Annotated in this window: 12 protein-coding genes; 5 read left to right on the forward strand and 7 right to left on the reverse strand. The window is 60.9% G+C overall.

The window, feature by feature from the left end:
- Positions 1-217: 217 nt before the first annotated feature.
- From tatB to guaB, 3 genes are all read right to left on the reverse strand, one after another.
- Complete coding sequence (gene tatB, locus G449_RS0111925; protein WP_022659544.1) at positions 218-901, reverse strand: Sec-independent protein translocase protein TatB; 684 nt, start codon at positions 899-901, stop codon at positions 218-220.
- Positions 902-910: 9 nt separating this feature from the next.
- A complete protein-coding gene (gene guaA / locus G449_RS0111930; RefSeq protein WP_022659545.1) occupies positions 911-2446 on the reverse strand; it encodes a glutamine-hydrolyzing GMP synthase in 1536 nt (511 codons plus the stop codon).
- 300 nt (positions 2447-2746) lie between these two features.
- Positions 2747-4204, reverse strand: a complete 1458-nt coding sequence (guaB, locus tag G449_RS0111935) for an IMP dehydrogenase (protein WP_022659546.1) — start codon at positions 4202-4204, stop codon at positions 2747-2749.
- 693 nt (positions 4205-4897) lie between these two features.
- On the opposite strand from guaB, the gene ffh reads away from it, so the two are divergent.
- The 5 genes from ffh to mutM all read left to right on the forward strand — a co-directional run bounded on the left by ffh (position 4898) and on the right by mutM (position 8986).
- On the forward strand, positions 4898-6442 hold the full coding sequence (gene ffh / locus G449_RS0111950) for a signal recognition particle protein (RefSeq protein WP_022659549.1): 1545 nt from the start codon (positions 4898-4900) through the stop codon (positions 6440-6442).
- A 125-nt stretch (positions 6443-6567) separates the two neighbouring features.
- Complete coding sequence (gene rpsP, locus G449_RS0111955; protein ID WP_022659551.1) at positions 6568-6807, forward strand: 30S ribosomal protein S16; 240 nt, start codon at positions 6568-6570, stop codon at positions 6805-6807.
- Between the two features lie 220 nt (positions 6808-7027).
- Entirely contained in the window at positions 7028-7258 is a 231-nt protein-coding gene (locus G449_RS0111965; RefSeq protein ID WP_022659553.1) for a KH domain-containing protein, read from the forward strand.
- A gap of 129 nt (positions 7259-7387) precedes the next feature.
- Positions 7388-7966 (forward strand): ribosome maturation factor RimM, encoded by a 579-nt coding sequence (gene rimM, locus G449_RS17025; protein WP_022659554.1) that lies wholly within the window; start codon positions 7388-7390, stop codon positions 7964-7966.
- Positions 7967-8125: 159 nt separating this feature from the next.
- Complete coding sequence (gene mutM / locus G449_RS0111980) at positions 8126-8986, forward strand: bifunctional DNA-formamidopyrimidine glycosylase/DNA-(apurinic or apyrimidinic site) lyase (RefSeq protein WP_022659556.1); 861 nt, start codon at positions 8126-8128, stop codon at positions 8984-8986.
- Positions 8987-9197: 211 nt separating this feature from the next.
- Here the strand turns inward: mutM and pbpC are convergent, their stop codons facing one another.
- From pbpC to ppk1, 4 genes are all read right to left on the reverse strand, one after another.
- Positions 9198-11513, reverse strand: a complete 2316-nt coding sequence (gene pbpC, locus G449_RS0111985) for a penicillin-binding protein 1C (protein ID WP_034605681.1) — start codon at positions 11511-11513, stop codon at positions 9198-9200.
- Between the two features lie 55 nt (positions 11514-11568).
- The gene (locus tag G449_RS0111990) at positions 11569-17310 is read right to left on the reverse strand and encodes an alpha-2-macroglobulin (RefSeq protein ID WP_022659558.1); all 5742 of its coding nucleotides are present in this window, start codon (positions 17308-17310) and stop codon (positions 11569-11571) included.
- Positions 17311-17630: 320 nt separating this feature from the next.
- Complete coding sequence (locus G449_RS0112000; protein WP_022659560.1) at positions 17631-18551, reverse strand: Ppx/GppA phosphatase family protein; 921 nt, start codon at positions 18549-18551, stop codon at positions 17631-17633.
- A gap of 384 nt (positions 18552-18935) precedes the next feature.
- Positions 18936-21140: a polyphosphate kinase 1 gene (gene ppk1 / locus G449_RS17030; protein WP_022659561.1), complete on the reverse strand. Its 2205-nt coding sequence runs from the start codon at positions 21138-21140 to the stop codon at positions 18936-18938.
- Between the last annotated feature and the right edge of the window lie 316 nt (positions 21141-21456).

A 21456-nucleotide genomic window follows, 5' to 3' on the forward strand; every position in this document is an offset into this window, starting at 1 on the left:
AGTTCGGGTGCAGTTTCTGCGCCCGATGGAGCACGGGCTTCGGGTGTTGACGCGGCAGACGCTTCTGCCGCTTCTACAGGCGTATCCGCAGGGGCCGCCCCCTGGATGGACGGCTCCGCTGCGGTTTCATTTGTCTTGTTGAGATCGGAATGTTCCCCTGCGGTCTCAGGGGCAGACGGGGATGCGGCCACCTCGGGGCTCAAGGGTTTATCCGCACTCATGCCTTGCCGCCATTGTCAGGGGTAGCGGCGGCTTGGGGCGCGCCCAAGGGGGCAGAGGCCAGCTTGGCTTCCGCGGCTTCTGCCTCGGCCTTTGTTTTGGCAAGGGCTTCAGCCAGAGGGCTGCCAGCAGGCGGAGCAACGGGGGCTGCCCCTTCGGCGGATGCTGCCGTGCCCGCGACAGGCTGGGCTTCGGCCTTGGCCTCTGCGGTGTGGGCTGCTTCGACAACCGGAGCGTCCGCAACCGTGGGCTTTGGGGCCTCGGGCTGAGCCGTTTCGTTTGTTGGAGTGGCTGTGTTCTGCCCCGCATCGGCGACAGGCCGGGTAGCCGTGGCGTCAATAACCACCTCTGAGGCAGGAATATTGTCAGCCTGTGCTGTTGTCGTTGCAGCAGGCTGGGCCTCGGTTGCCGCTGCGGCAGCGGTAGCCATTTCGGCGGCGTGGGCTTCCTTGGCGGCAGCAGCAGCTTCCTTTGCCGCTCTGGCGGCTTCCTGCTTGCGCTTACGCTGTTCCTCTTCCTCTGCCTCAGCATTCAGCGTGCGCTGAAAATCTGTGGAAACGCGGCGGAACTCCCCCATGGCCTTGCCCAGTGTGCGCGACACGTTGGCAAGGCTTTTGGGGCCAAGTACAATGAGGGCCACCACAAGGATGACCAGAAGTTCAGTGCTTCCTATCCCGAACATGCTGCCCCCTTATTCCCACTCAATTGTGCTCGGCGGCTTGGAAGAAACGTCGTACACCACGCGGTTGACGCCCTTGACCTCGTTGATGATGCGGCTCGACATGCGCTCGATCAGTTCCGCAGGCAGGCGCGCCCAGTCAGCTGTCATGGCGTCCACGCTGTCGACCACGCGCAGGGCGATAACATGTTCGTAGGTGCGGCCATCGCCCATGACGCCAACGGTCTTGAGCGGCAGCAGCACGGCAAAGCCCTGCCATACCTTGCGGTACCAGCCGGATTCGCGCAGTTCCTGCTGTACGATCTTGTCGGCCAGGCGCAGAATCTGGAGGCGTTCTTCGGTGATTTCGCCAAGCACGCGGATGGCGAGGCCGGGGCCGGGGAAGGGATGCCGCCACACGATGGAGTCGGGCATGCCAAGCTCTGCGGCAACCTTGCGCACTTCGTCCTTGAAGAGTTCGCGCAGGGGCTCGATGAGCTTGAGCTTCATGGTATCGGGCAGACCGCCCACGTTGTGGTGGCTCTTGATAACGGCGCTGGGACCTTTGTGCGAGATGGATTCGATAACGTCAGGGTACAGGGTGCCCTGCGCCAGAAAGTCCACCTGGGGCAGCTTTTTGGATTCTTCGTCGAAAATTTCAATAAAGGTGTGCCCGATGATCTTGCGCTTCTTTTCGGGATCATCCACGCCTGCAAGCTTGGAAAGAAAACGTTCCTGAGCCTGCACAAAGTCGAGGTTGAGGTCAAAGTGTTCGCGCAGGTAGCTGACCACTTCGTCGCCTTCGCCAAGGCGCAGCAGGCCGTTATCCACGAAGATGCAGTGCAGGCGCTTGCCGATGGCCCTGTTGAGCAGCACGGCCACCACTGTGGAATCTATGCCGCCAGAAAGGGCGCAGACCACGTGGCGGTCGCCCACCTGCTCGGCCATTTCGGCAACCACGCGCTCCACAAACGAAGACATGGTCCAGTCGGGCTTGATGCCCGCAACCTTGAACAGGAAGTTGCGCAGCATGCGCTCGCCGTCCACGCTGTGGTGCACTTCGGGGTGGAACTGCACGGCGTAGATTTTGCGGGCTTCGTCAGCCATGGCGGCCACATCCAGAGTCGGCGTGCGGCCCGTCACGGTAAAGCCTGGCGGCGGCGCAAGCACCTTGTCGCCGTGGCTCATCCATACGCGGCTGGTGGATTCAATGCCTTCCCACAGGGCGCAGGGCGCGGTGAGGGTGAGGTCGGAGGGGCCGTATTCGCGCGTGAGCGACTGGGCAAGCTGGCCGCCAAGGTTCTGGGCCAGCAGCTGCATGCCGTAGCAGATGCCGAGCACCGGCACGCCAAGCTCAAGAAAAGCGGGGTCAAGAACCGGAGCATCGGCTTCGCCAACGCTGGCCGGGCCACCGGAAAGGATGATGGCGGAAGGCTTCATTGCCGCCACCTGGGCGGCGGTGGTGATGCAGGAATGTATTTCGGAGTAAACCCCGGCTTCGCGCACGCGGCGCGCGATGAGCTGGGTAACCTGTGAGCCGTAGTCAATAATTATGACTTTGCTGGGCATATGTGTCCTCGCCTGGTGCTGGCCGTGGCCTGTTGCTGTGCGCCGCTACTGCGCGCCCGGTTGATCTTGCTCCTGATCTTTTTCTGATCTTTTGCCCGATGGTAGTGATGCCGGGGCCTGCGGGCAATGTGCGGCTTTGTGGGCCGCTGCGTTTGCCGCATGTGTTGCCGCAGGATTTTTTGTCCTCCGCCAAACAAGACGCGCCTGCTTTTCCGGTTGGTGCTTTAGCGGCACGTTGCCGGAAAAGCAGGCGAAATCTGATACCGCCGGAGGGCAAAAGACCGCTGGCAGCGGTTTTGCCTAGTTCTCGATGCGGTAGTTCGGCGCTTCCTTCGTGATAACAACATCGTGGACATGGCTTTCGCGCAGGCCCGCAGGTGAAATTTCACAGAAGGTGGTGTTTTCAAAAAGGTCGTTCAGGTTGTGCGCGCCCACATAGCCCATGCCGGAGCGCAGGCCGCCCATGAGCTGGTACACGGCTTCCATGACCGGGCCGCGATAAGGCACGCGGCCAACAATGCCTTCAGGCACGAGCTTCTTGCTTTTTTCCTGGAAGTAGCGGTCAGAGCTGCCATCCTTCATGGCGTCAATGGAACCCATGCCGCGATAAATCTTGTAGGTACGGCCCTGATACAGAATGGTTTCGCCGGGGCTTTCCTCGGTGCCGGCAAAGAGGGAGCCGATCATCACCGAGTGCGCGCCAACCACAAGGGCCTTGACGATATCGCCGGAGAACTTGATGCCGCCGTCGGCAATGCAGCAGCGGTCCATCTCGCGCGCGGCGCGGCTGCCGTCCATAATGGCGGTAACCTGCGGCACGCCCACGCCAGCCACAATGCGGGTGGTGCAGATGGAGCCGGGTCCGATACCGATTTTGACGGAATCAGCGCCTGCCTCAAGAATGGCCTTGGCGCCTTCGTAGGTGGCAACGTTGCCTGCCACGAGCTGGCAGTTGGGGAACGCGCCCTTGACCATGCGGATGGCGTTGAGCACGTTGACCGAATGCCCGTGGGCAGAATCGAGCACCAGCACGTCCGCGCCAGCCTCGATCAGCTGCTCGGAACGTGATTCGCAGTCGCGCCCGATGCCGATGGCGGCACCCACGCGCAAGCGGCCGTTGGAGTCTTTGCAGGCGTTGGGGTACTTCTGGACTTTGTCGATGTCCTTCATGGTGATGAGGCCGCGCAAGAGGCCTTCCTCATCCACCACCAGGAGCTTTTCGATGCGGTGTTCGTGCAGGTGGCGCTTGGATTCTTCAAGCGAGGTGCCCATGGGCACCGTCACGAGGTTGGTGCTGGTCATCACTTCAGAAACGCGCACTGCCGCGCCGTCCTGTACAAAGCGCACGTCGCGGTTGGTAAGAATGCCCACCAGACGGCCATTCTCAACCACGGGCAAGCCCGACACGCGGAAGTCGGACATGAGGTCCAGGGCTTCCTGCACTGTGTTGTTGGGCGAAATGGTCACAGGGTCAAGGATCATGCCGCTTTCGCTCTTCTTGACCTTTTCCACCTCAAGACGCTGCCGCGCAACAGGCATGTTCTTATGGATGATGCCGATGCCGCCCATGCGGGCCATGGAAATGGCCATGGCCGCTTCAGTCACGGTGTCCATGGCGGCGGAGAGCAGGGGGATGCGCAGGGGAATTTCGGGGGTGAGCCAGGTGGAGATGTCAACGGCGTCGGGGGTGATGTCCGAAAAGCCGGGGACTAGCAAAATGTCGTCGAAGGTCAGCGCCTTACCGCGATTGGTGAACATGACGTCCTCGTAATTGGCTGTGATAATTATGCAAATTATAATCCAAAAGACTATCCCCTTGTGCCCCATATGTCAATGATGGCAGCGCTCGCCAGCCCTTGTGTTTCAAGGGGTAGCGGGTGCGCGGGATATTCCTGCCGGTGGCGGTTTCAGCGCTAAAGCATGAAGGCGTGCTTTACGTCCGGGCGGTGCTTGTGCTGACTGTGCAAGGCCCGCATGGCGGGGCGCGTCAGCAGGCAATCGTGTTTGCGCCGCTGGGTGAAGGTAAAGTCAGCGCGACCAGAAATCAGAGGCATGTAAGGGCGGTATTGCGCCCTTGGGCTACTGGTTTTTGTGTCAATCCGCTTGGGTATGCCGCAATATGCCACAGTGTGGCGCGGCTGATGGCATTGAATTGCGGCAGGGTGTGGTGCGCTGCTGTAGTTCAATGTGGTGCTGGCGACGTACAGCTTTTAGCGAAAATTTGCAAGAGGCCCGCCGTGTGTTGTATGGTGCGGTTCAGCAGGCGGCCTTCTGAAAAGCCGGGCTTTGCGCGGGCATTCTGCGCCTAAGGCTTGACGTGGTGCATCAAACAGCCTATGAATCAGCACTTCGACCAATGCGCGGCTGCACTGTGTGAACAGCGGCTGCCGCAGGGCGGGTGCGAGAGCGCCGATTTTTTCGCCGCAGAGGCTGCGGTGCAATGGGGACTTCATGTTCGAGAGCCTTTCCGACAGACTTTCAGGCGTATTCCGCACATTCAGCGGGCGCGGGCAGCTTACCGAAGAAAATGTGCAGGCTGGCCTGCGCGAGGTGCGCCTTGCCCTGCTTGAGGCGGACGTCAACTTCAAGGTCGTTAAAGACTTTGTGGAAAGCGTGCGCGAAAAGTGCCTGGGGCAAGAGGTGCTCAAGGGTGTGAGCCCTGCCCAGCAAGTCATCAAGATTGTTAACGATGAACTTGTGCAGCTGCTTGGCGGCGAAACCGCCGGGCTGAATCTGCAAGGGCGCGAACCTGCGGTCATCATGCTTGTGGGCTTGCAGGGCTCTGGTAAAACGACTTCTGCGGGCAAGATCGCCAATATTCTGCGCAAGCAGAAGCTGCGCCCCTATCTGGTGCCTGCTGACGTGTACCGCCCGGCGGCTATTGATCAGCTGACCGTGCTGGCCAAGCAGCTCGACATGCCTTGCTTCCCCTCCACGGTGGACATGAACCCCGTGGACATTGCCAAGGCCGCGCTTGAAAAAGCCCGCGAAGAGCAGGCCACCGTGCTGCTGATCGACACCGCGGGCCGCCTGCACGTGGACGAGCCGCTCATGCAGGAGCTGGCCGCCATCAAGCAGGCCGTGCAGCCGCAGGAAATTCTGTTTGTTGCCGACGCCATGACCGGTCAGGACGCCGTGACTGTGGCCGAAAGCTTTAACGAGCGCCTTGGCATAACCGGCGTGGTGCTCACCAAGATGGACGGCGATGCGCGCGGCGGCGCTGCTCTCTCCATCCGCTCGGTTACGGGCGCGCCTGTCAAGTTTGTGGGCATGGGCGAAAAACTGTCGGAGATGGAAGTCTTCCACCCCGACCGTATCGCTGGCCGCATCCTCGGCATGGGCGACGTGCTCACCCTTGTTGAAAAGGCGCAGAGCACCATTAACGCCGAAGAAGCCGAAGAACTGGCCCTCAAGATGAAGAAGGCCAGCTTTGATCTTGAAGATTTCCGCACTCAGATGCGCCGTATCAAAAAACTCGGCTCGCTCGACAGCATCCTTAAAATGATCCCCGGCATGGGCGGCCTGCGCGACAAGCTGGCCGAGGCCAGCGGGGCCATGCCTGAAAAGGAAATGGCGCGCACTGAGGCTATCATCAGTTCCATGACCATGGCTGAACGCCGCAATCCCGACATCCTCAACGGCAGCCGCAGGGCGCGCATAGCAAAGGGCGCAGGTGTTGCTGTTGCCCAGGTTAACCAGCTTGTGCGCCAGTTTGAGCAGATGCGCCAGATGATGAAGGGCATGATGGGCGGCAAGGGCGCCAAAATGCCCGCAATGCCGCGCATGCGTGGTATGCCCCCTGGCATGAACCTGCCCAAGGGGCTTGGCGGTATGCCCAATCTTGGCGGCATGGGCGGAATGCCCGGCATGCCGGGGATGGGTGGAATGCCTGGAATGCCCGGCATGGAAGGTATGCCCGGCGCTCGCGCTGGCGCAACCAAGGCTGCGCCCAAAAAGCGCAAGAAAAAAGAGCGCCCCAAGCGCAAGAAAAAGTAACAATATTTACGGGGCAAGGAGCGCCGCCACGCGCGGCGATGAATCTCTTTGCGCCAGGGCTTCCCGCCCTTGCCCTTTCCCGGGCGCAACGCTAACATAACATCAATCAAAAGGGAGTTGGACTCATGGCAGTAAAGTTGAAATTGACCCGCCTCGGCAGCAAAAAGCACCCCTTCTACCGTGTGGTGGCCGCGAATGACGAAACCCGTCGTGATGGCCGTCCGCTGGAATTTCTGGGCTACTACAATCCCATGGTCAATCCGGCTGAAGTGAAGCTTGACGCTGGCAAGATCAAGGAATGGCTGGGTCGTGGCGCTGAGCCCACCAACACTGTTCGCGCTCTTATCAAAGAGCACCTGGGCTAGTTTATTAGGCTTATCTTTGCGGCAGCGCAGAGCCTACGGCAAATCTCTTTCAGGCATGCCCTGAAGGAGAACTTTGCTGCTGGCTGTTTTTTGGGAAAGCTCAGGCAATATCTGTCCCGGTTCATCAGAACCGGCGGTGGTCTGCAAGCAGGCCCCGTTTGAGCCGGGGGCGCGCTTGGCGCGCCCGAGGCCCACTGGCTGACCCCCACTGGAGGTACACATGAAGGCCCTGATAGAATATATTGCCAAATCCCTGGTGGATCATCCCGAAGAAGTGCAAGTCAGCGAAGTAGAAGGCGAGCAGACCACGGTTCTTGAGCTCAAGGTCGCCAAAGAGGACCTGGGCAAGGTTATCGGCAAGCAGGGGCGCACGGCCCGGGCCATGCGCACCATTCTGGGCGCCGCTTCCATCAAGTGCAAAAAACGCACAGTGCTGGAAATTCTGGAGTAGCGCCGCGTTCTTTCCAGTCCTTTGTTCCCTGACGGAAACGGGGAATGGGAAAAACCCGGTTCCGCCTGCTGCAATGCCTGGCATTGCAGCTACGCCTCAGCCCGCCGGAAACCCGGCAGAACTGGAAGTATGACGGAAACCTGGATTCATATGGGCACGCTGGCGCGGCCCCACGGCATCAAAGGGGAGATCTGCATCGACTGGCATGCGGACTCCCCCTTGCTTTTGGACACCCCCCTCTGGCTACAGAAGGGCAAGGACGCGCCGCGCCGTGTCAAGATTGCGGCTGTGCGCAGCCACAAGGAGCGGCCTTTGCTCCTGCTTGAGGGCGTGGCCGACCGCACGGCGGCAGAAGCCCTGCGCGGCTGCAAGCTGTTTGTGCGGCGCGAAGATCTGCCGGAGCCTGATGACGACGAAGTCTATCTGGAAGATCTGCTCGGCTGCGACGTGGTGCTGCCTGACGGTGCCCGCATCGGCAGACTCGACCATTTTGAGTATCCTGCGGGCCTTGAAATGTGGGTCATCATGACCGACGATGACAAGGAAGTGCTCTTCCCCGCGCGGCCTGAATTTATTGCGGGCTTTGATCTGGAAATTCCCGCTGTGGTCATTGACCCGCCCGAAGGCCTGCTGAATATTTATCTTGCCGAGAGCAAGGCCGAGAGCAAGGCCAAGAGCAAGCCAGAGGACAAGGCAGAAAACAGTTAAGGCACGGCGCAGGCTGTGCGGCGCAAGGTTTTCTGCTGTTCTGGCGGGCAAGATTTGATTGCGCGGCATGAGCCGCACTGAAACGGGGGAGGAACTTTCGGCGGAAGGTTCTTCCCCCGAAGTCATTGTACGCACCGCCAGCCACACACAGGAATGATCATGCCGGAATTGCCAGAAGTTGAAACAGTGGCACGCACCTTGCGTCCCCATGTGGAAGGCTGCGTCATCACGGGTGCAACCCTGCTGCGTGATTCAAGCCTGCACCCCCTGAGTCTGCGGCCCGAGGATCTGCAGGGTTGCGTCATTACTGGCGTGGGCAGACGTGGCAAGCTGCTGCTGCTTGAGCTGGACGCCGCAAAAGCCGCCAGGGCTGACCTGCGCGACGCAACCGGCCTGCGCCTTGCCCTGCACCTGCGCATGACGGGTCGCCTCATGACCTATGCCGCCCATACCGCGCCCGGCCCGCATACGCGCTGCGTGTTTGACCTCACGGACGCGCAGGGGCACGTGCGCCGCCTTTTTTTTGATGATGTGCGGGCCTTTGGCCTGCTGCTGGCAGGAACGCCCCAAACCATGCAGCAGTGGAGCTTCTGGCGGGAGCTTGGCCCTGAACCGCTGGAACTGATGGACGCCGCCTTTTCCGCCCGGCTTGACGGCAGAAATTCGGCCATCAAGGCCGTGTTGCTGGATCAGAAGGTCATTGCGGGCGTGGGCAATATCTATGCGGACGAAAGCCTGTTTGCCGCAGGCATCGACCCGCGCCGCAAGGCTGCCTCGCTTTCCGCAGCGCAACGCAGCCGTTTGCTACGCTGTCTCAAGGATGTGCTGGAGCTTTCCATATCGCAGTGCGGCAGCTCCATACGCGATTACCGCGATGCCAACGGCAATGTGGGCGCTTTCCAGAACAGTTTTGCCGTCTATGGCCGCAACGGTCAGGCCTGCAAGGCCTGTGGACGCGCCCTTGAAAAAATCAAGGTGGCAGGTCGCGCCACCGTGTACTGCCCTCACTGCCAGAAGTAGCGGTCGGCGGATAATTTCCTTCTTCTCCGCAACACTCCAGAATGGCAAACCGCCACTCCCTTCTAGGGGCTGTTTCTCCATGAATAATTTTGCGCCGAGGACAAGGAAAACAATGTTTTTTACGATAAGAGTGGACTTTTCCTGTCCATGACTGGAGTAAAAAAGCTGGATGACGCAGGGATCGGTCAAAAGAATTATTGAGAAGCAGCCCCTAGGGTGCAGGCCTCACGCGAATATTGCGGCGTGCCGCCCGGCCCGCATCGTCCACCACCCTCACGCTCACATCACCTGTCGCGGCCTGCCAGAGCAGCGGCTCGCCCGGTGCGGTGCTGCCCACATAACTATCGTTGGCAAACCAGAAAAGTTCGTTCACACCAGCCTCGGCATGGGCCATAAAAACCATGCTGCCGTTTTGCGCGTCCGTTGTGCGGCGGTAAACAAGTCCGCTCTTGGGCTGAATGATGGTGGGCGGCTGACCGGATATTTTCTGCTCGCGGCGACACTGCTCTTCAAATGGCGGTGGCGGCGGTTTGGGCATGCCCGCGCGGGCAAACATGCGGGCCAGATCGCTGGGCCAGAACTCCCATACGCGCTGCTCCGTGCGGCCATCCTGCGGGGCGCAGGCCCGCAGACCGCTGACCTTGTCTATCAGGATGGTGCGGAACACGCCCGAGGGTGCCACGGGCGACACTCCGGGGATGAACCATGTGAGGGTGGTTTCCGGGCAGAGGCTCGTATCAAGGTCGCCAGTTGCCACGCAGACGCGCAGTTTTTCCACATTGAGGCTGGGGGCCGGATCGCGGAAGGGATCTGTCATGAGTTCCGCTGCCGTCAGCTCGCGGGCCATATCCATAAACAGCGGCGCGGCCACCATGCCGCCCACCAGCAGCGGATTGGCGGTATTGTTGAAATTGCCCACCCAGACGGCCAGCACATAGGGGCCGAACTGGCCCACGGCCCAGGCATCCCGAAAGCCGTTGGACGTGCCGGTTTTGAGCCGTACGGGCAGCACAGCGCCGCCCTGCGAACGGGCCATCTTGTCCGGGTCCGGCGCTTCCAGCATGGAGAGGGTCACAAAGGCCGCCTCCGGCGTCAGCAGGGGCAGGGCGGGTGTTGACGGCGCTTCGTCCGATAGAAAGCGCAGGGGCCGCCATACGCCCTTGTTGGCGAGCATGGCATACAGGCCCGCCAGTTCGCGCATGCTCACTTCCGCTCCGCCAAGCACCAGCGACAGGCCGTAGTGGTCTGCGCCATCGGCAAACTCCACCCCGGCGCGACGCAAAAATTCATAGAGGCTTGGGCGGGTCAGTTTGGCTGCGAGGGTTATGGCTGGCACGTTGCGGCTGGCGCGCAGGGCTTCTGCCGCAGAAAGGGGGCCACGGAACGCTCCGTCATAATTTTCCGGATCATAGCCTGCAAAGCTGTGCGGCGTGTCTGCCAGCAGGCTTTGCGGATGGATAAGGCCCTGCTCCAGCGCAAGAGCGTAGATCATGGGCTTGAGGGTGGAGCCGGGGGAGCGCCGCGCGCGAGTGCCGTCCACCTGCCCTTCGATGGATTTGTTGAAAAAGTCGGCGGATCCAGCCAGCGCGCGGACTTCCATACTGGGCCAGTGCAGCAGGAGGGCCGCGCAGTTGGTGAGGCCGTAGGCGCTGTGCCGCGCTGCAAAGCGGGCGAGCTGGCGCTCTATGCGGCGTTGGGCCGTGGTGTCCAGTGTTGTGCGCAGTATGTCTGCGCCGGGGCGCTGCAACAGTTCGGTGCTGAGATGCGGCGCGATAAAGGGCATGTCCTGCGGGCTGTAAACGCGCAGGGGAGCGGATTCCTTTTTGCCGAACCACGTTTCGTTGAGCCTGCGCACGGCCTGGCTGAAGGCCTTGTTGTCGCGGGCCGGTCTGCGGCGGGAGGGGTTTTGCGGCACCAGCATAAGGGCGGCGCTTTCCGCAGGGGCAAGCTGGGCAGCTGTTTTGTGAAAATAGCACACCGCCGCCGCGCCCAGACCCTCCACATTGCCGCCGTAAGGTGCAAGGTTGAAGTAGGCCTCGAGGATTTCTTCCTTGCTGAAGTGCCATTCCAGTTGCAGGGCCAGCAGCATCTGCCGCAGCTTGGCCCCCATTTTCCCGGTTTCCAGCCCGTATGCCAGGCGGGCCACCTGCATGGTGATGGTGGAGCCGCCCATGCGGCGGCCCCCCGTTACTATGCCTGCGGCGGCGCGGAAGAGCGAAAGGGGATTGATGCCGGGGTGGTGCCAGAAGAACCTGTCCTCGTAGCGAAGAACGGTGTCCACGGCAGCAGGGGGAATATCCGCCAGCCGTGTGCGGATGCGGTATTTCTGATCGGCGGAAAGGCTGACCCGCATGATGCCGCCGCGTTTGTCCAGCACCATGCGCGAGAACTCCACTCCCGCCAGTGGGTGAGGGCAGGGGGCAAAGGCCAGCCAAAGCAGCAGGGCCGCCAGCGGCAGAGCCAGCAGGCCTGCCGCAACTGCCAAACGCCTTCTGTGCCGCAGCAGGGCACAGAAAGCGTCTGGCATATGGGCAGCCCGGTTCCGCACAAGCGGCAAAGCCATACGGAACCGGGCCAGAAGTTTATTCGACAGTGACATTACCGCCGCCCGTGCGGGCGTTTACAGCCGGGTTGTACATGGCTTCCGCAGTGGCTGCGGGCAGCACAAAGCGCCCTCTGGAGGCCGCCCGCACCTTGTAGGTGAAGGTCTGGCGGTCGCCGTTCAGATCCACAAAGAAGATGCCCCTGTCCTCGCGGCGTTCGTAGCGCACCAGCCCGTCCTGCGGCTGACTTTGCCCGTTCTTTTCCAGCACGGGTTCAAAGCCGCCGGGCAGCAGATCCAGCAACACCACGTTGTTGATTTCTCCGCTGGCCTGAACCGCCAGCTCAACAGTGATGACATCACCAAGTCTGGCCGTGGTAATGGCCTCGCCTTTGGAATCAAGGTAGCGCCTTTGCAGGCTGATGCCATTGGAAGCATCGCTCATGACCGCGCGGTCAAAACCTTCTGTGGTTACCAGCAGGCTGAGCAATGGCTCGCCCTGCGGCATTTCGGCGCGGTAGCGGGTGCAGCCCGGCGCATCAAGAACAAGCGCTCCGCCAAGGGGCGATGCCTTGCCCTCCGCCGGGGTAAAGCCCTGCGCGTACTGCTGGCAGGTCAGGCTGAGGCTGTCCGCCTTGAGAGCAGTTGCGTCACCTATGACCAGCAGGGTTCTGGCCACAAGGCCCATATCCACAGTGGTGGCGTAAGTGCTGAAGGCGCTGTCCAGCAGGTCGGCCATGCGGAGCTGTTTTTTCTTTTCCGGGAAGTGACGCACCACCATGAGGGCGTGCAGCGCCCGGACAGCGCCGTTGCTCATGAACTCGTCATCACAGCGGGTGAGTACCGCAGGCATGCGCTGTTCGGCCCTGCGCCGTAAGCGCAGCATGTCGTAGCTGTCCGCCAGAAAGGCGGCGGCTATGTCGTTTTCCCATCCCTTGAAGTTGTCCTTGAGCCACTGCTCGATGCGCTCCAGATCCTGCGTCATGATGCGGCCATCACGTTGCAGAATCCAGGCTCCGTAGAGCTTGACGCGGGCATCGGCCATGTCGGTGGGCGAGCGGCCCACAATGGATTCAAGGGTATCGAGCAGGTTGTGCGAAAGCCCCTCGGGCGTGACGGTTCCGCTGTCCCGCAGGGTCAGCAGAAAGTCCGCCGCGTAGGCGGTGACAAAGTCGTTGGCCGTGCCGCCGGGCCACAGGCTTACGCCTTCATATTGGGTAAAGTTGCCCATGATGGTGCTCAATGCGGCGCTGATGACCTTGTTGCCGCGCTTGAGCATGGTTTCTGGGCTGAGGTTGGGATTGCGCAAGACCTCGTGCCGTGCCTCGGGCGAACCCAGCAGGGCGGCGTAGGGCATGGCTCGGCTGATGAGCTGCTCCGTGCAGCCGTAAGGGTATGTGTTCAACTTTGCAAGCAGGGAACGCAGGGCAAGCACGGGCATAGCGCCCACGCTGGCCTGCCCCTGAGCTTCAAAAGGATACAGGTTGCGCTGCAGGTCAACGCTTGTGGGGCCGCGCAGCGGGGTAACGCTCTCCGTGCGCAGGCGCGGCATGGGCGGGCGTATGGATACCGTCTGCGTGCGAATGATGGGCTTGTCTGCCCCGATGTTGTCTGGCCCGGCTTTGTCTGCCTTGGAGTTTTCAAGGCTTGCGGTAAAGCGCACGGCGGCTTCGCCAAGGATATCCTGCGCCCGCATGCGGAAGTTGATGGTTGCCTCGCCGTTTTCATCCACGGTCACGGTTTGGGGTGCGGGTTCCTGAGCAAAGGCCAGCCCGCCGGAGGCGCTTTCCATCTTCACGCGTACCCGCGCGCCGGAGCCGCTGCCTTCAATGGTGTTGGCCACAACCAGCGCGCCGTCAAACTCATCGCCGGGGGCGGCTGCCAGCGGCAGCAAGGGCTTGAGAATAAGCGTGCCGCGCACTTCCATGGAAGCCTCTGTTCTGCCCGCCAGGGCAATGCCCTGCCTGGGTGCGGCGCTGCCCACGGCCATGATGCGGATTTTGCCGCTGGCGTACTGCGGCACGGTAAAGCGCACCTCAGTACCCTTGGCGTCCACAGGCACAATTTCCTGCCACAGAGCAAAGGGCGGCTCGCCCCTGCGTTTGAAAGGATTGAGGAAGCGCCCGCCGGGGCCGGACATGTCGCCGCCGAAACCGGGAATGCGGCCACGCAGGCGCGCATGGTCGGGCATGAGCAAGTCAAATATCTGGGCGGTGCTTACATCCAGCGCCCGGTCGCCCAAAAGGTCGCGCAACGGGTCTGGCGTGGTAAATCCCGTGAGTTGCAACACGCCTTCATCCACGGCAAAGATCAGCGCGCGGCCCGGCACCCGGGAGGTAAGCCGCACGGTGACGGTATCGCCCGGCAAGGCGCGCGCCGGGGCGGTGAGGGCAAGGCCCAGATCGCGCTGGTCAATGCCCGCCATAAAGGGAGCCACAGCGACCACGTGCGGTTTCATATAGACCACGTCCGAATCCAGCGAACGGGCGTAGGAAACGTTTACATAGCCCCGCCCCTGGAAGTCATCGGGAATGCGGATCTCCTGCACGCTTTCGCCAGCCTGGGCCGTGAACCATGCCTGAGCCAGCACGTTTTCGCGTTCAATGGTTATGAGGCCCGCACCCGCGTAGGGCGTGGAAATGCGCATCTTGATGGTGTCGCCCGGGGCGTACTGCTGCTTGTCGAGCTTGAGGCGCAGATCGCCCTTGGCAAGGGATTCGGTGGAAAGTGCCGAAGGCTGGGCAAGCCTGTCGCCAGCCACCGTGTAGGGAATGACCGCCAGCACGGCCCCGTCTGGCTGCCGCACGGTGAGCAGGAAATCGCCCGCATCCGTAGTGGGTAGGGGCAGGGAGAGGCCCTGCGCCCCGAGATCGAGGGTTTTGCGCGTCAGTTCCGTATCGATGGGCGTGGCGTCATAGCGGTATTCGCCTCTGGAATCCGTCACCAGACTGTTGACGTAGCGCCGGGCGGAAAACACGGCTTCGGCCTTGGCAAGGTTTACGGGCGCAAGGTCGTTGTTCAGCACCAGCAGGCGCAGGGATGCCTTGGCGTTTTGCGGGATGTAGTCAAGGTTGTTGACCTCGCCTTCAGGCTTGTAGCCAAGGGCCACCGCCAGAGGCGAGAACAGCGCATCAAGCTGGCGGGTAACGGCCCTGCCGCCCGCAGGCTCAAAGCCTTCGATCTGCACGGCCCCGCGCAGGGTACCGGCCTGCAACCTGCCCAGAGGCAGGGCAAAGGCGGCTATGCCCTTGCTGTCGGTAAATGCGGCGGGCAGTTCCAGCGACTGGCCTTCGCCCTCAAAGCCCGCAGGCTCATAGAATGTATAGTCTTCGTACCCTGCAAAGTGCAGGCGGCTTTTTTCCGTGCGCAGGGTGGCCTGAACCCGGTGATTGACCGCAGGTTCGCCATACAGATTGTCCAGCCGCGCCTGTGCTTCCACAGCCAGGGCGTCCTGCCCTGTGCGTATCCAGCCTTTGGGCGCTGCGGGGGTAAACGAGGCCGCAAGGGCCAGAGTGTCGGGCTGAAATTCTTCAACACGCACACGGGTGCTGCCCAGCACGGGCGAAGCGCCGGATCGGGTAGTGTCGCCCGGCAGGCGCACATCCAGCTGGTACGAGCCCACGGCTGCATCTTCGAGGCAGGCCCAGTCAAAGGAGTTCAGGCCGTCATCGCCAACGGTAAAGGCGCGTCGCATGACCTCTGCCCCGGTGGGGCTGACAAGCACCGCCTCCAACGGCAGACCGGCGGGCATGGGCTGCCAGTCAAACCGCCGCACAATGCAGCCAAAATGCAGGGTTTCGCCCGGCAGGTAGATGCCGCGCTGGCTGAAAACCGAGGCGCTCAGGCCATCGGCCGAGGTGTGGCGGCCAGAAATGGCAAAGTTGCTGTAATCCACCATGCGGGTGGCATCGTCCAGCGAGATCCATGCCAGATCCTGCGGGCCAGTATCTTTGCCCGCATCGGCGGCCTTCCCGGCTGCGGGGGCCAGAGCCACCACGGCCACGGGGCGTTTTCCGCGTTCAAGGCCATTGGCGGGCGGCAGGTCGGCGCGGCCCTGCGCGTTGGTGACGGCGCTTTGCAGCGGCAAACCGTTAAGGCCCAGCAGGCGCACTTCCGCGCCTTGCACGGGCTTGCCGGTGCCCAGATGCTGCACAAAGACCGTACGCGCTCCGTCCCCCGCCATTTTAACGGTCAGGCCCATATCTGTGACAAGCAGCAGGCGGGCAGCGTAGGCAATGGATTTATCGCCGCTGTACCCGGTCAGCTCTATGCGCATGAGGCCGTGCACCGGCTCCTTGCCGCCGCGCAGCAACGGGGCCAGATCAAGCACGGGAAAGGATGAAACGCCTGCCTGTTCCTTGCGAACTTCAATGCGGCCTTCCACCACATCGCTCATCACGTCCATATCTGCCGTGGGGTATTCAAACCCCGATTCTTTTGCGGCAAGGGCCAGGAAAGGATCGCGGACGCGCTCGGCGCGCCAGGCCACGGAGGTAAGGCCCGTGGCGTAAATATCCAGCTTTTTCTGGCCGCTCAGGGTCAGCACGTTGCCGGGCTGCAAAAAGCCCACTTCGGTTCCGAGGGAGGGTACAGTCATGATAAAGCGGCGAACCTGCGCTGTTTCCGGCCCTGCGGTGGAGGGCAGGCCCTTGTCCACTGCGGCCAGCAGGCCGCGCCCGGCCTCTGCGGGAATGCGCAGCAGGATGCGGTCTGCCGGTTCATCGGCTGCCTGCATCAGCTCCGGCTTGAGGCGAGTGCCATTTTTGACGTCTTCAGGGCTGATGGCGGGCATTTTTGTCCAGTCAGCATCTTTCCCTGCCTCGGCGGTGAGCTTGCGGGGCAACTGGATAAGCTCAAGCTTGCGCAGCAGCTCTGTGGGCAGGACGCGCAGGGTGGTTTTGACCTCAAGCTGGAATTTTTTGTCCAGTTTGTCGTCATAGACGGGATTAATAGTAATTTTAGCCACATCCATCAGGCGGGCACGCCCGGTGATGGAGAAGAGGGCCTCCACGCTTGGCGGGGCCTTGGCGTCTTTTTTGGGCGCGGCAACCACGCACTTGCCCGAGCCTTCGGCAAAGGCGGGCAAACCCTTGATGCTGATGCGGGCGGCGGCGTTGTTCTCCGGCAGGGCTATTACGGGCGCGGTGACGACCACCTCGTCGCGGCGTTCGTTCCACACAAGGCGGGGCGCGCCAAGGGCAAGGCCGCTTTTGGCATCGCTGGGGGCAATGGTGATGCGGCCATCCATATCCTGCGTGCCTACGGGCCAGATAAAGCGCAAGGGGACGGAAACGGCATGCGCGCCCTTGGGCGAGGGATCAATCCAGAAGGTTTCCTTGCCAACGCGCACGGCCTGGGGCTGGGTGGCGTACACAGTCTGTCGCTTGAGAGAGAATCGCCCCGGCAAAGCCATTTTTTCCAGAGAAATGGTGTAGCGGGTGTCGGGCGACAGGTGTTCCTTGGGGGTGAATTCCATGGTGGAGTCGTCAACCCAGCGCCACACGCCAGCCACAGGCGGGGTCATGCGCACGGCATCCACAACGCGTCCTTCCTCCCCTGCGGGGGAAGAGGCGCACTGGCGCGACCAGTCCGCGCCGTATTCTTTTTTGCAGCGGGCTTCATCCACCTGAAAAGTTATGGAAAACCCTTCGCGGCGCAGCCAGTTGTCCTCCTGCGGATTGCTGGGCGCAGCCACCCTGTAGGCAGGCCCGGCCAGCGCGGGTGCGGCTTGCAGAAACACGGCCAGAATTATGAACAGGAAACGCAGTGGCGTTGTCGGCATGATTCCTCCGCAGTGCGGTAGAGGGCAGGAGCGAAAATCCGGTGCCCGCATGGCCCGGAGCGCTGCAAAACAGGTGGAATTATGAAGGAAGTGCCCGCTAACGCTACGCGTTAACAGGTGCTATGCTATGAATGCCGGATTCGGCAGTATTTGTCTACGGCGGTCATGAAACAGGGGCGGGTGCTGCCGGATTGCGCCGGGGGGAGGCGCAAGCAGCAAATGGTACAGAAGTATACAGGGCCGTATGGCAAGGTGATCGGCACGCACACAGAACATGTGCAGAATCGCGGCAGCCTCGTGCGTTGAGGCCGCGTGTCGGCCTAGTGCGCCAGCCCAGGGCAGGCCCGGTCTTCAAGGCTGTCCGCATTGAGCCACATATGGCGGATGATGCCGTCCACAAGGCCTATCTTGGGTATGACAAACTGCTTTGCGCCCGACATGTCGACTACGCCGAGGAATATGTCCAGTGCCGGAACAATAACGTCCGCGCGGTAGGCGTTGAGACCGTATTTTTCCATACGGCCTTCCAGCGGCAGGGCCAGCAGATCCTTGTACAGGGCGCGCAGTTCCGGCGCGCCAACGGGCTTGCCGTCCCGTTTTTCGAGCAGCTTTGAAACCTTGTTGATATTGCCGCCAGAGGCAATGACGCATTCCGGCGCGTAAGTTTCACCCAGTCTGCGCATTTCTGCGGCAAAGCGCTCGCGTTCCGCCGGGTTCACCGCATTGGCGAGAATGCGCACCGTGCCGAGCTGAAAGGAAAAAGCCTCTTGCAGCTTGCCATCGCGCAGGGCAACCACCTCTGTGCTGCCGCCGCCCACATCCACATATAGGGCGCTTTCCACATCGGCATATCTGGCGAGGGCGTTGGCATTAAAGAGAATCTGCGCTTCTTCCAGCCCGCTGATGATATCTATGCGCAGGCCTGTTTTTTCGCGCACCAGATTCATGATGTCCTGCCCGTTGGCGGCATCGCGCATGGCGCTGGTGGCGCAGATGCGGTAGTGGTCAACCCCGTAGGCCCGCATGATGTGGGCAACGCCGATCATGGCGTCCACAAGGGCAGCCTGCTTTTGTTCTGAGATGGCCCCGTAAAGGAAAACATCCGTCCCAAGGCGAATGGGAATGCGAAGGTAGGCATTTTTTTTGACTGGCTTGTCGGGGCTCAGCTCTTCAACGTTGCTGATGAGAAAGCGTATGGCGTTGGAGCCCACGTCAATGGCGGCAAGCATGCTGGGTTTCACTCGGTCTCCTCTGGAGCATTTAACACTTGAAATACTCGCTTACGGCAGGCAAAACCTGCCTGCGCGTATTTCGTGGCAAGGATTTTCAGAAAAATCCTTGCAGAGCAATTAACTCACTTCATTCGTAAACTGCTCTTGCGGCAGGGTGTGGAATGCCTTGTGGTAGTTACCGCACGCCCTGAGGCGCGGTTCAGCAAGACTACACCAAAACCGCAGGAATATACACTGGTTTTTGGGGCGGAGCGTGCGGGAAAGCCTGCGTCTCCAGAGCATCATTGTGTCGAATTTGCCTGTCCGCAAGGCTGGATCGCCGTGCAGGCGTCCAGAGTGCGGATTGTTTTCATAATCCGCGTACGGCAGCAAATCCATTGAAGGATAATCGCTCTAGGTTTCGGCCAGTGCGCCAGCGGTATCGCCCTGCACGGCGGAGGGGGGCTTGCGCACGGGCTTTCGGCTTTTGGTTGCAGGTGTCCGCGACTTTTTGGCCCGGCTTATTTCGTTCTGAGCGGCAGGCGTATCTGCCGCAGGGCGGGCGGCCATGCGGCTGTAATATTCGTGCAGCACCGTCTGCGAGCGGCAGGGGGCCACGGATTCGCCCTTGCTGTATTTGTTGGCCCCGGTGCCGTCAAGAATGCGGGCCTTGACGTTGTCCGCCCACTGGATGTCAAAAATGTCCCGCAGATTCTGGCGCAGGGCCGGGCAGTGGACAGGCGCCGCCACCTCCAGCCTGCGGTCAAGATTGCGGGGCATCCAGTCGGCGCTTGAAATATAGGCCAGTTCACTGCCGTTGTTGCAAAAGAGCGCAATGCGCGCATGCTCGAGAAATTTGTCCACAATGCTGATGGCCCGGATGTTTTCGCTCAGATCCTGAACCTGCGGCTTGAGGCAGCAGGCGCTGCGCACGATAAGGCGTATTTCCACCCCGGCCTTGCTGGCGCGGTAAAGCAGCCGGATCATGGATTCATCGGTAAGGCTGTTGAGTTTTACGTGGATGTATGCCTTTTTCCCGGCTTTGGCATTGCGTATTTCTCGCTCGATGGCGTTGGTGAAAAAGGCGCGCATGCACTGGGGGGCCGCCACCAGCTCCCGGCACGAAACCGGCTTGTGCGAGGCATTGAGAAAATTGAATATGGTGCGGGCGTCTTCCGCAAATCCGGGATTGGCTGTCAGCAGCCCCATGTCGCTGTACAGGCGGGCCGTGTCTTCGTTGAAGTTGCCGGTGCCGATATAGACATAGCCTGTTTTTTTGCTGCCCTCGATGCGCTCCACAAGAATGACCTTGCTGTGCACCTTGAGGTCTTTGAGACCGTGGATAACGCGCACTCCGCCCTGATGCAGCATGTCGATGCTTTTGACGTTGCGCTCTTCGTCAAAGCGGGCCATGAGCTCCACGCAGGCCGTAACCCTTTTGCCGTTCTGCGCGGCATTGATGAGGGCATTGATGATGCGCGAATGGTCTGCCATGCGGTACAGGGTGATGGAAATATCCGTCACCTTGGGGCCGATGGCCGCCTCGCACAGAAATTCCACCACATGGTTGAAGGTGTGGTAGGGAAAGTGCAGCAGAATATCCTTGTTGCGCACTACCTTGAGAATGCTGGAGAATGGTTTGATGTCCGGATGTGTGAGGGCGGGCATGACGGCGTTTTCCAGATCGGGCCGCACACGCGGAAAGTTCATGAGGCTGCGCATCATATGGTAGCGCGCGCCGGGGTCAAGTTCGCTCTTTTTAAGGTTGAGCTTTGAGCCCAGCAGAAAGAGCAGGTCTTCGGGCATGGCGCTGTCGTAGATAAGGCGCACCGGGCGGCCCCGCAGGCGGTGTTCCAGGCCTTCTTCCATTTTTTCAATGAGGCTTTTGGACACATCGTCGTCAAGGCTCAGCTCCGCATCGCGCATTACCTTGAAGGTGTATGCGGAAATGCGGTCGTAGTTGAACATGAAGAAAATATTGTTCAGGCACAGTCTGATGATGTCGTCCACAAAGATGATATCGTGGCAGCCGGGTGACGAGGGCATTTCCACAAAGCGCGGGCAGGCCGCGTTGACGGGGATGCGCAATACCGCATAGCGGCATTTGCCGGGGGCCGCATCTGATTCCATCTTGATGGCATGGTATATCTGGCTGTCTTGCAGAAAGGGCAGCCGGGCGGATTTGTTCAGAATAAGCGGCACCAGCTGCGGATAGACCACATTGCCGAAATATCCCCGGCAAAAGGCATCCTGGCCTTCGCTGAGTTCGGTTTCATCACGCACGCGTATGCCCTCGTGCTCCATGGCGTCCAGCACTTCCTCGTAGGTTTCGCGAAAGGCCGTTTGCGCGGTGGCGGCCTTGTCGTTAACGCGCTGCAAGGCTTCATCCGGGGTCAAGCCGCCCATGAGCAGCGGCTTTATTTTGCTCTTGGAGCGGGTAAGGCGCACAAGGGACGCCACGCGAACCTTGATGAATTCGTCCTGATTGCTGGAAAAAATACCCAGAAAGCGCAGCCGCTGCATAAGCGGCGTGGAGTGGTCGCGGGCTTCCTGCAATATTCGTTCGTTAAAGCTGAGCCAGCTCAATTCCCTGTTGTTCATAACAGCCGAAGGCTTCATCGTGTACTCCCGTGGCATTGACGTAAACATCAGGGCAATAACTACCCGCGCCTACGACTGTTATGTATGATGGATTTGTTACAATTGCGTGGCGCAAGCCCGTATTTGTCGATGCGCGGGCAAGGCTTTGCCGCATTTGCCGCGCGCCAAATTAAAAGGGCGTCCGCCTATGCATGGCGTCCGCCCTTTAATTTTGTGCGTGTGTAAGAATAGACAACTTTACCGTCTTGGCCCTGCAAGAATTTTGTGGGGAAAACAGTAATAAGGGTTTTAGGGGGGAGGGTCCCCCCCGTAAGACATCTCAATACTATAAAAT

It is taken from the genome of Desulfovibrio desulfuricans DSM 642, from assembly GCF_000420465.1.
Lineage (GTDB): Bacteria > Desulfobacterota > Desulfovibrionia > Desulfovibrionales > Desulfovibrionaceae > Desulfovibrio > Desulfovibrio desulfuricans.

Coding starts and splice junctions, on each gene's coding strand:
- tatB (WP_022659544.1), bottom strand. CDS start 901: ATGTTCGGGATAGGAAGCACTGAACTTCTGGTCATCCTTGTGGTGGCC.
- ppk1 (WP_022659561.1), bottom strand. CDS start 21,140: ATGAAGCCTTCGGCTGTTATGAACAACAGGGAATTGAGCTGGCTCAGC.
- G449_RS0111990 (WP_022659558.1), bottom strand. CDS start 17,310: ATGCCGACAACGCCACTGCGTTTCCTGTTCATAATTCTGGCCGTGTTT.
- ffh (WP_022659549.1), top strand. CDS start 4,898: ATGTTCGAGAGCCTTTCCGACAGACTTTCAGGCGTATTCCGCACATTC.
- mutM (WP_022659556.1), top strand. CDS start 8,126: ATGCCGGAATTGCCAGAAGTTGAAACAGTGGCACGCACCTTGCGTCCC.
- guaB (WP_022659546.1), bottom strand. CDS start 4,204: ATGTTCACCAATCGCGGTAAGGCGCTGACCTTCGACGACATTTTGCTA.
- rimM (WP_022659554.1), top strand. CDS start 7,388: ATGACGGAAACCTGGATTCATATGGGCACGCTGGCGCGGCCCCACGGC.
- guaA (WP_022659545.1), bottom strand. CDS start 2,446: ATGCCCAGCAAAGTCATAATTATTGACTACGGCTCACAGGTTACCCAG.
- G449_RS0111965 (WP_022659553.1), top strand. CDS start 7,028: ATGAAGGCCCTGATAGAATATATTGCCAAATCCCTGGTGGATCATCCC.
- pbpC (WP_034605681.1), bottom strand. CDS start 11,513: ATGCCAGACGCTTTCTGTGCCCTGCTGCGGCACAGAAGGCGTTTGGCA.
- rpsP (WP_022659551.1), top strand. CDS start 6,568: ATGGCAGTAAAGTTGAAATTGACCCGCCTCGGCAGCAAAAAGCACCCC.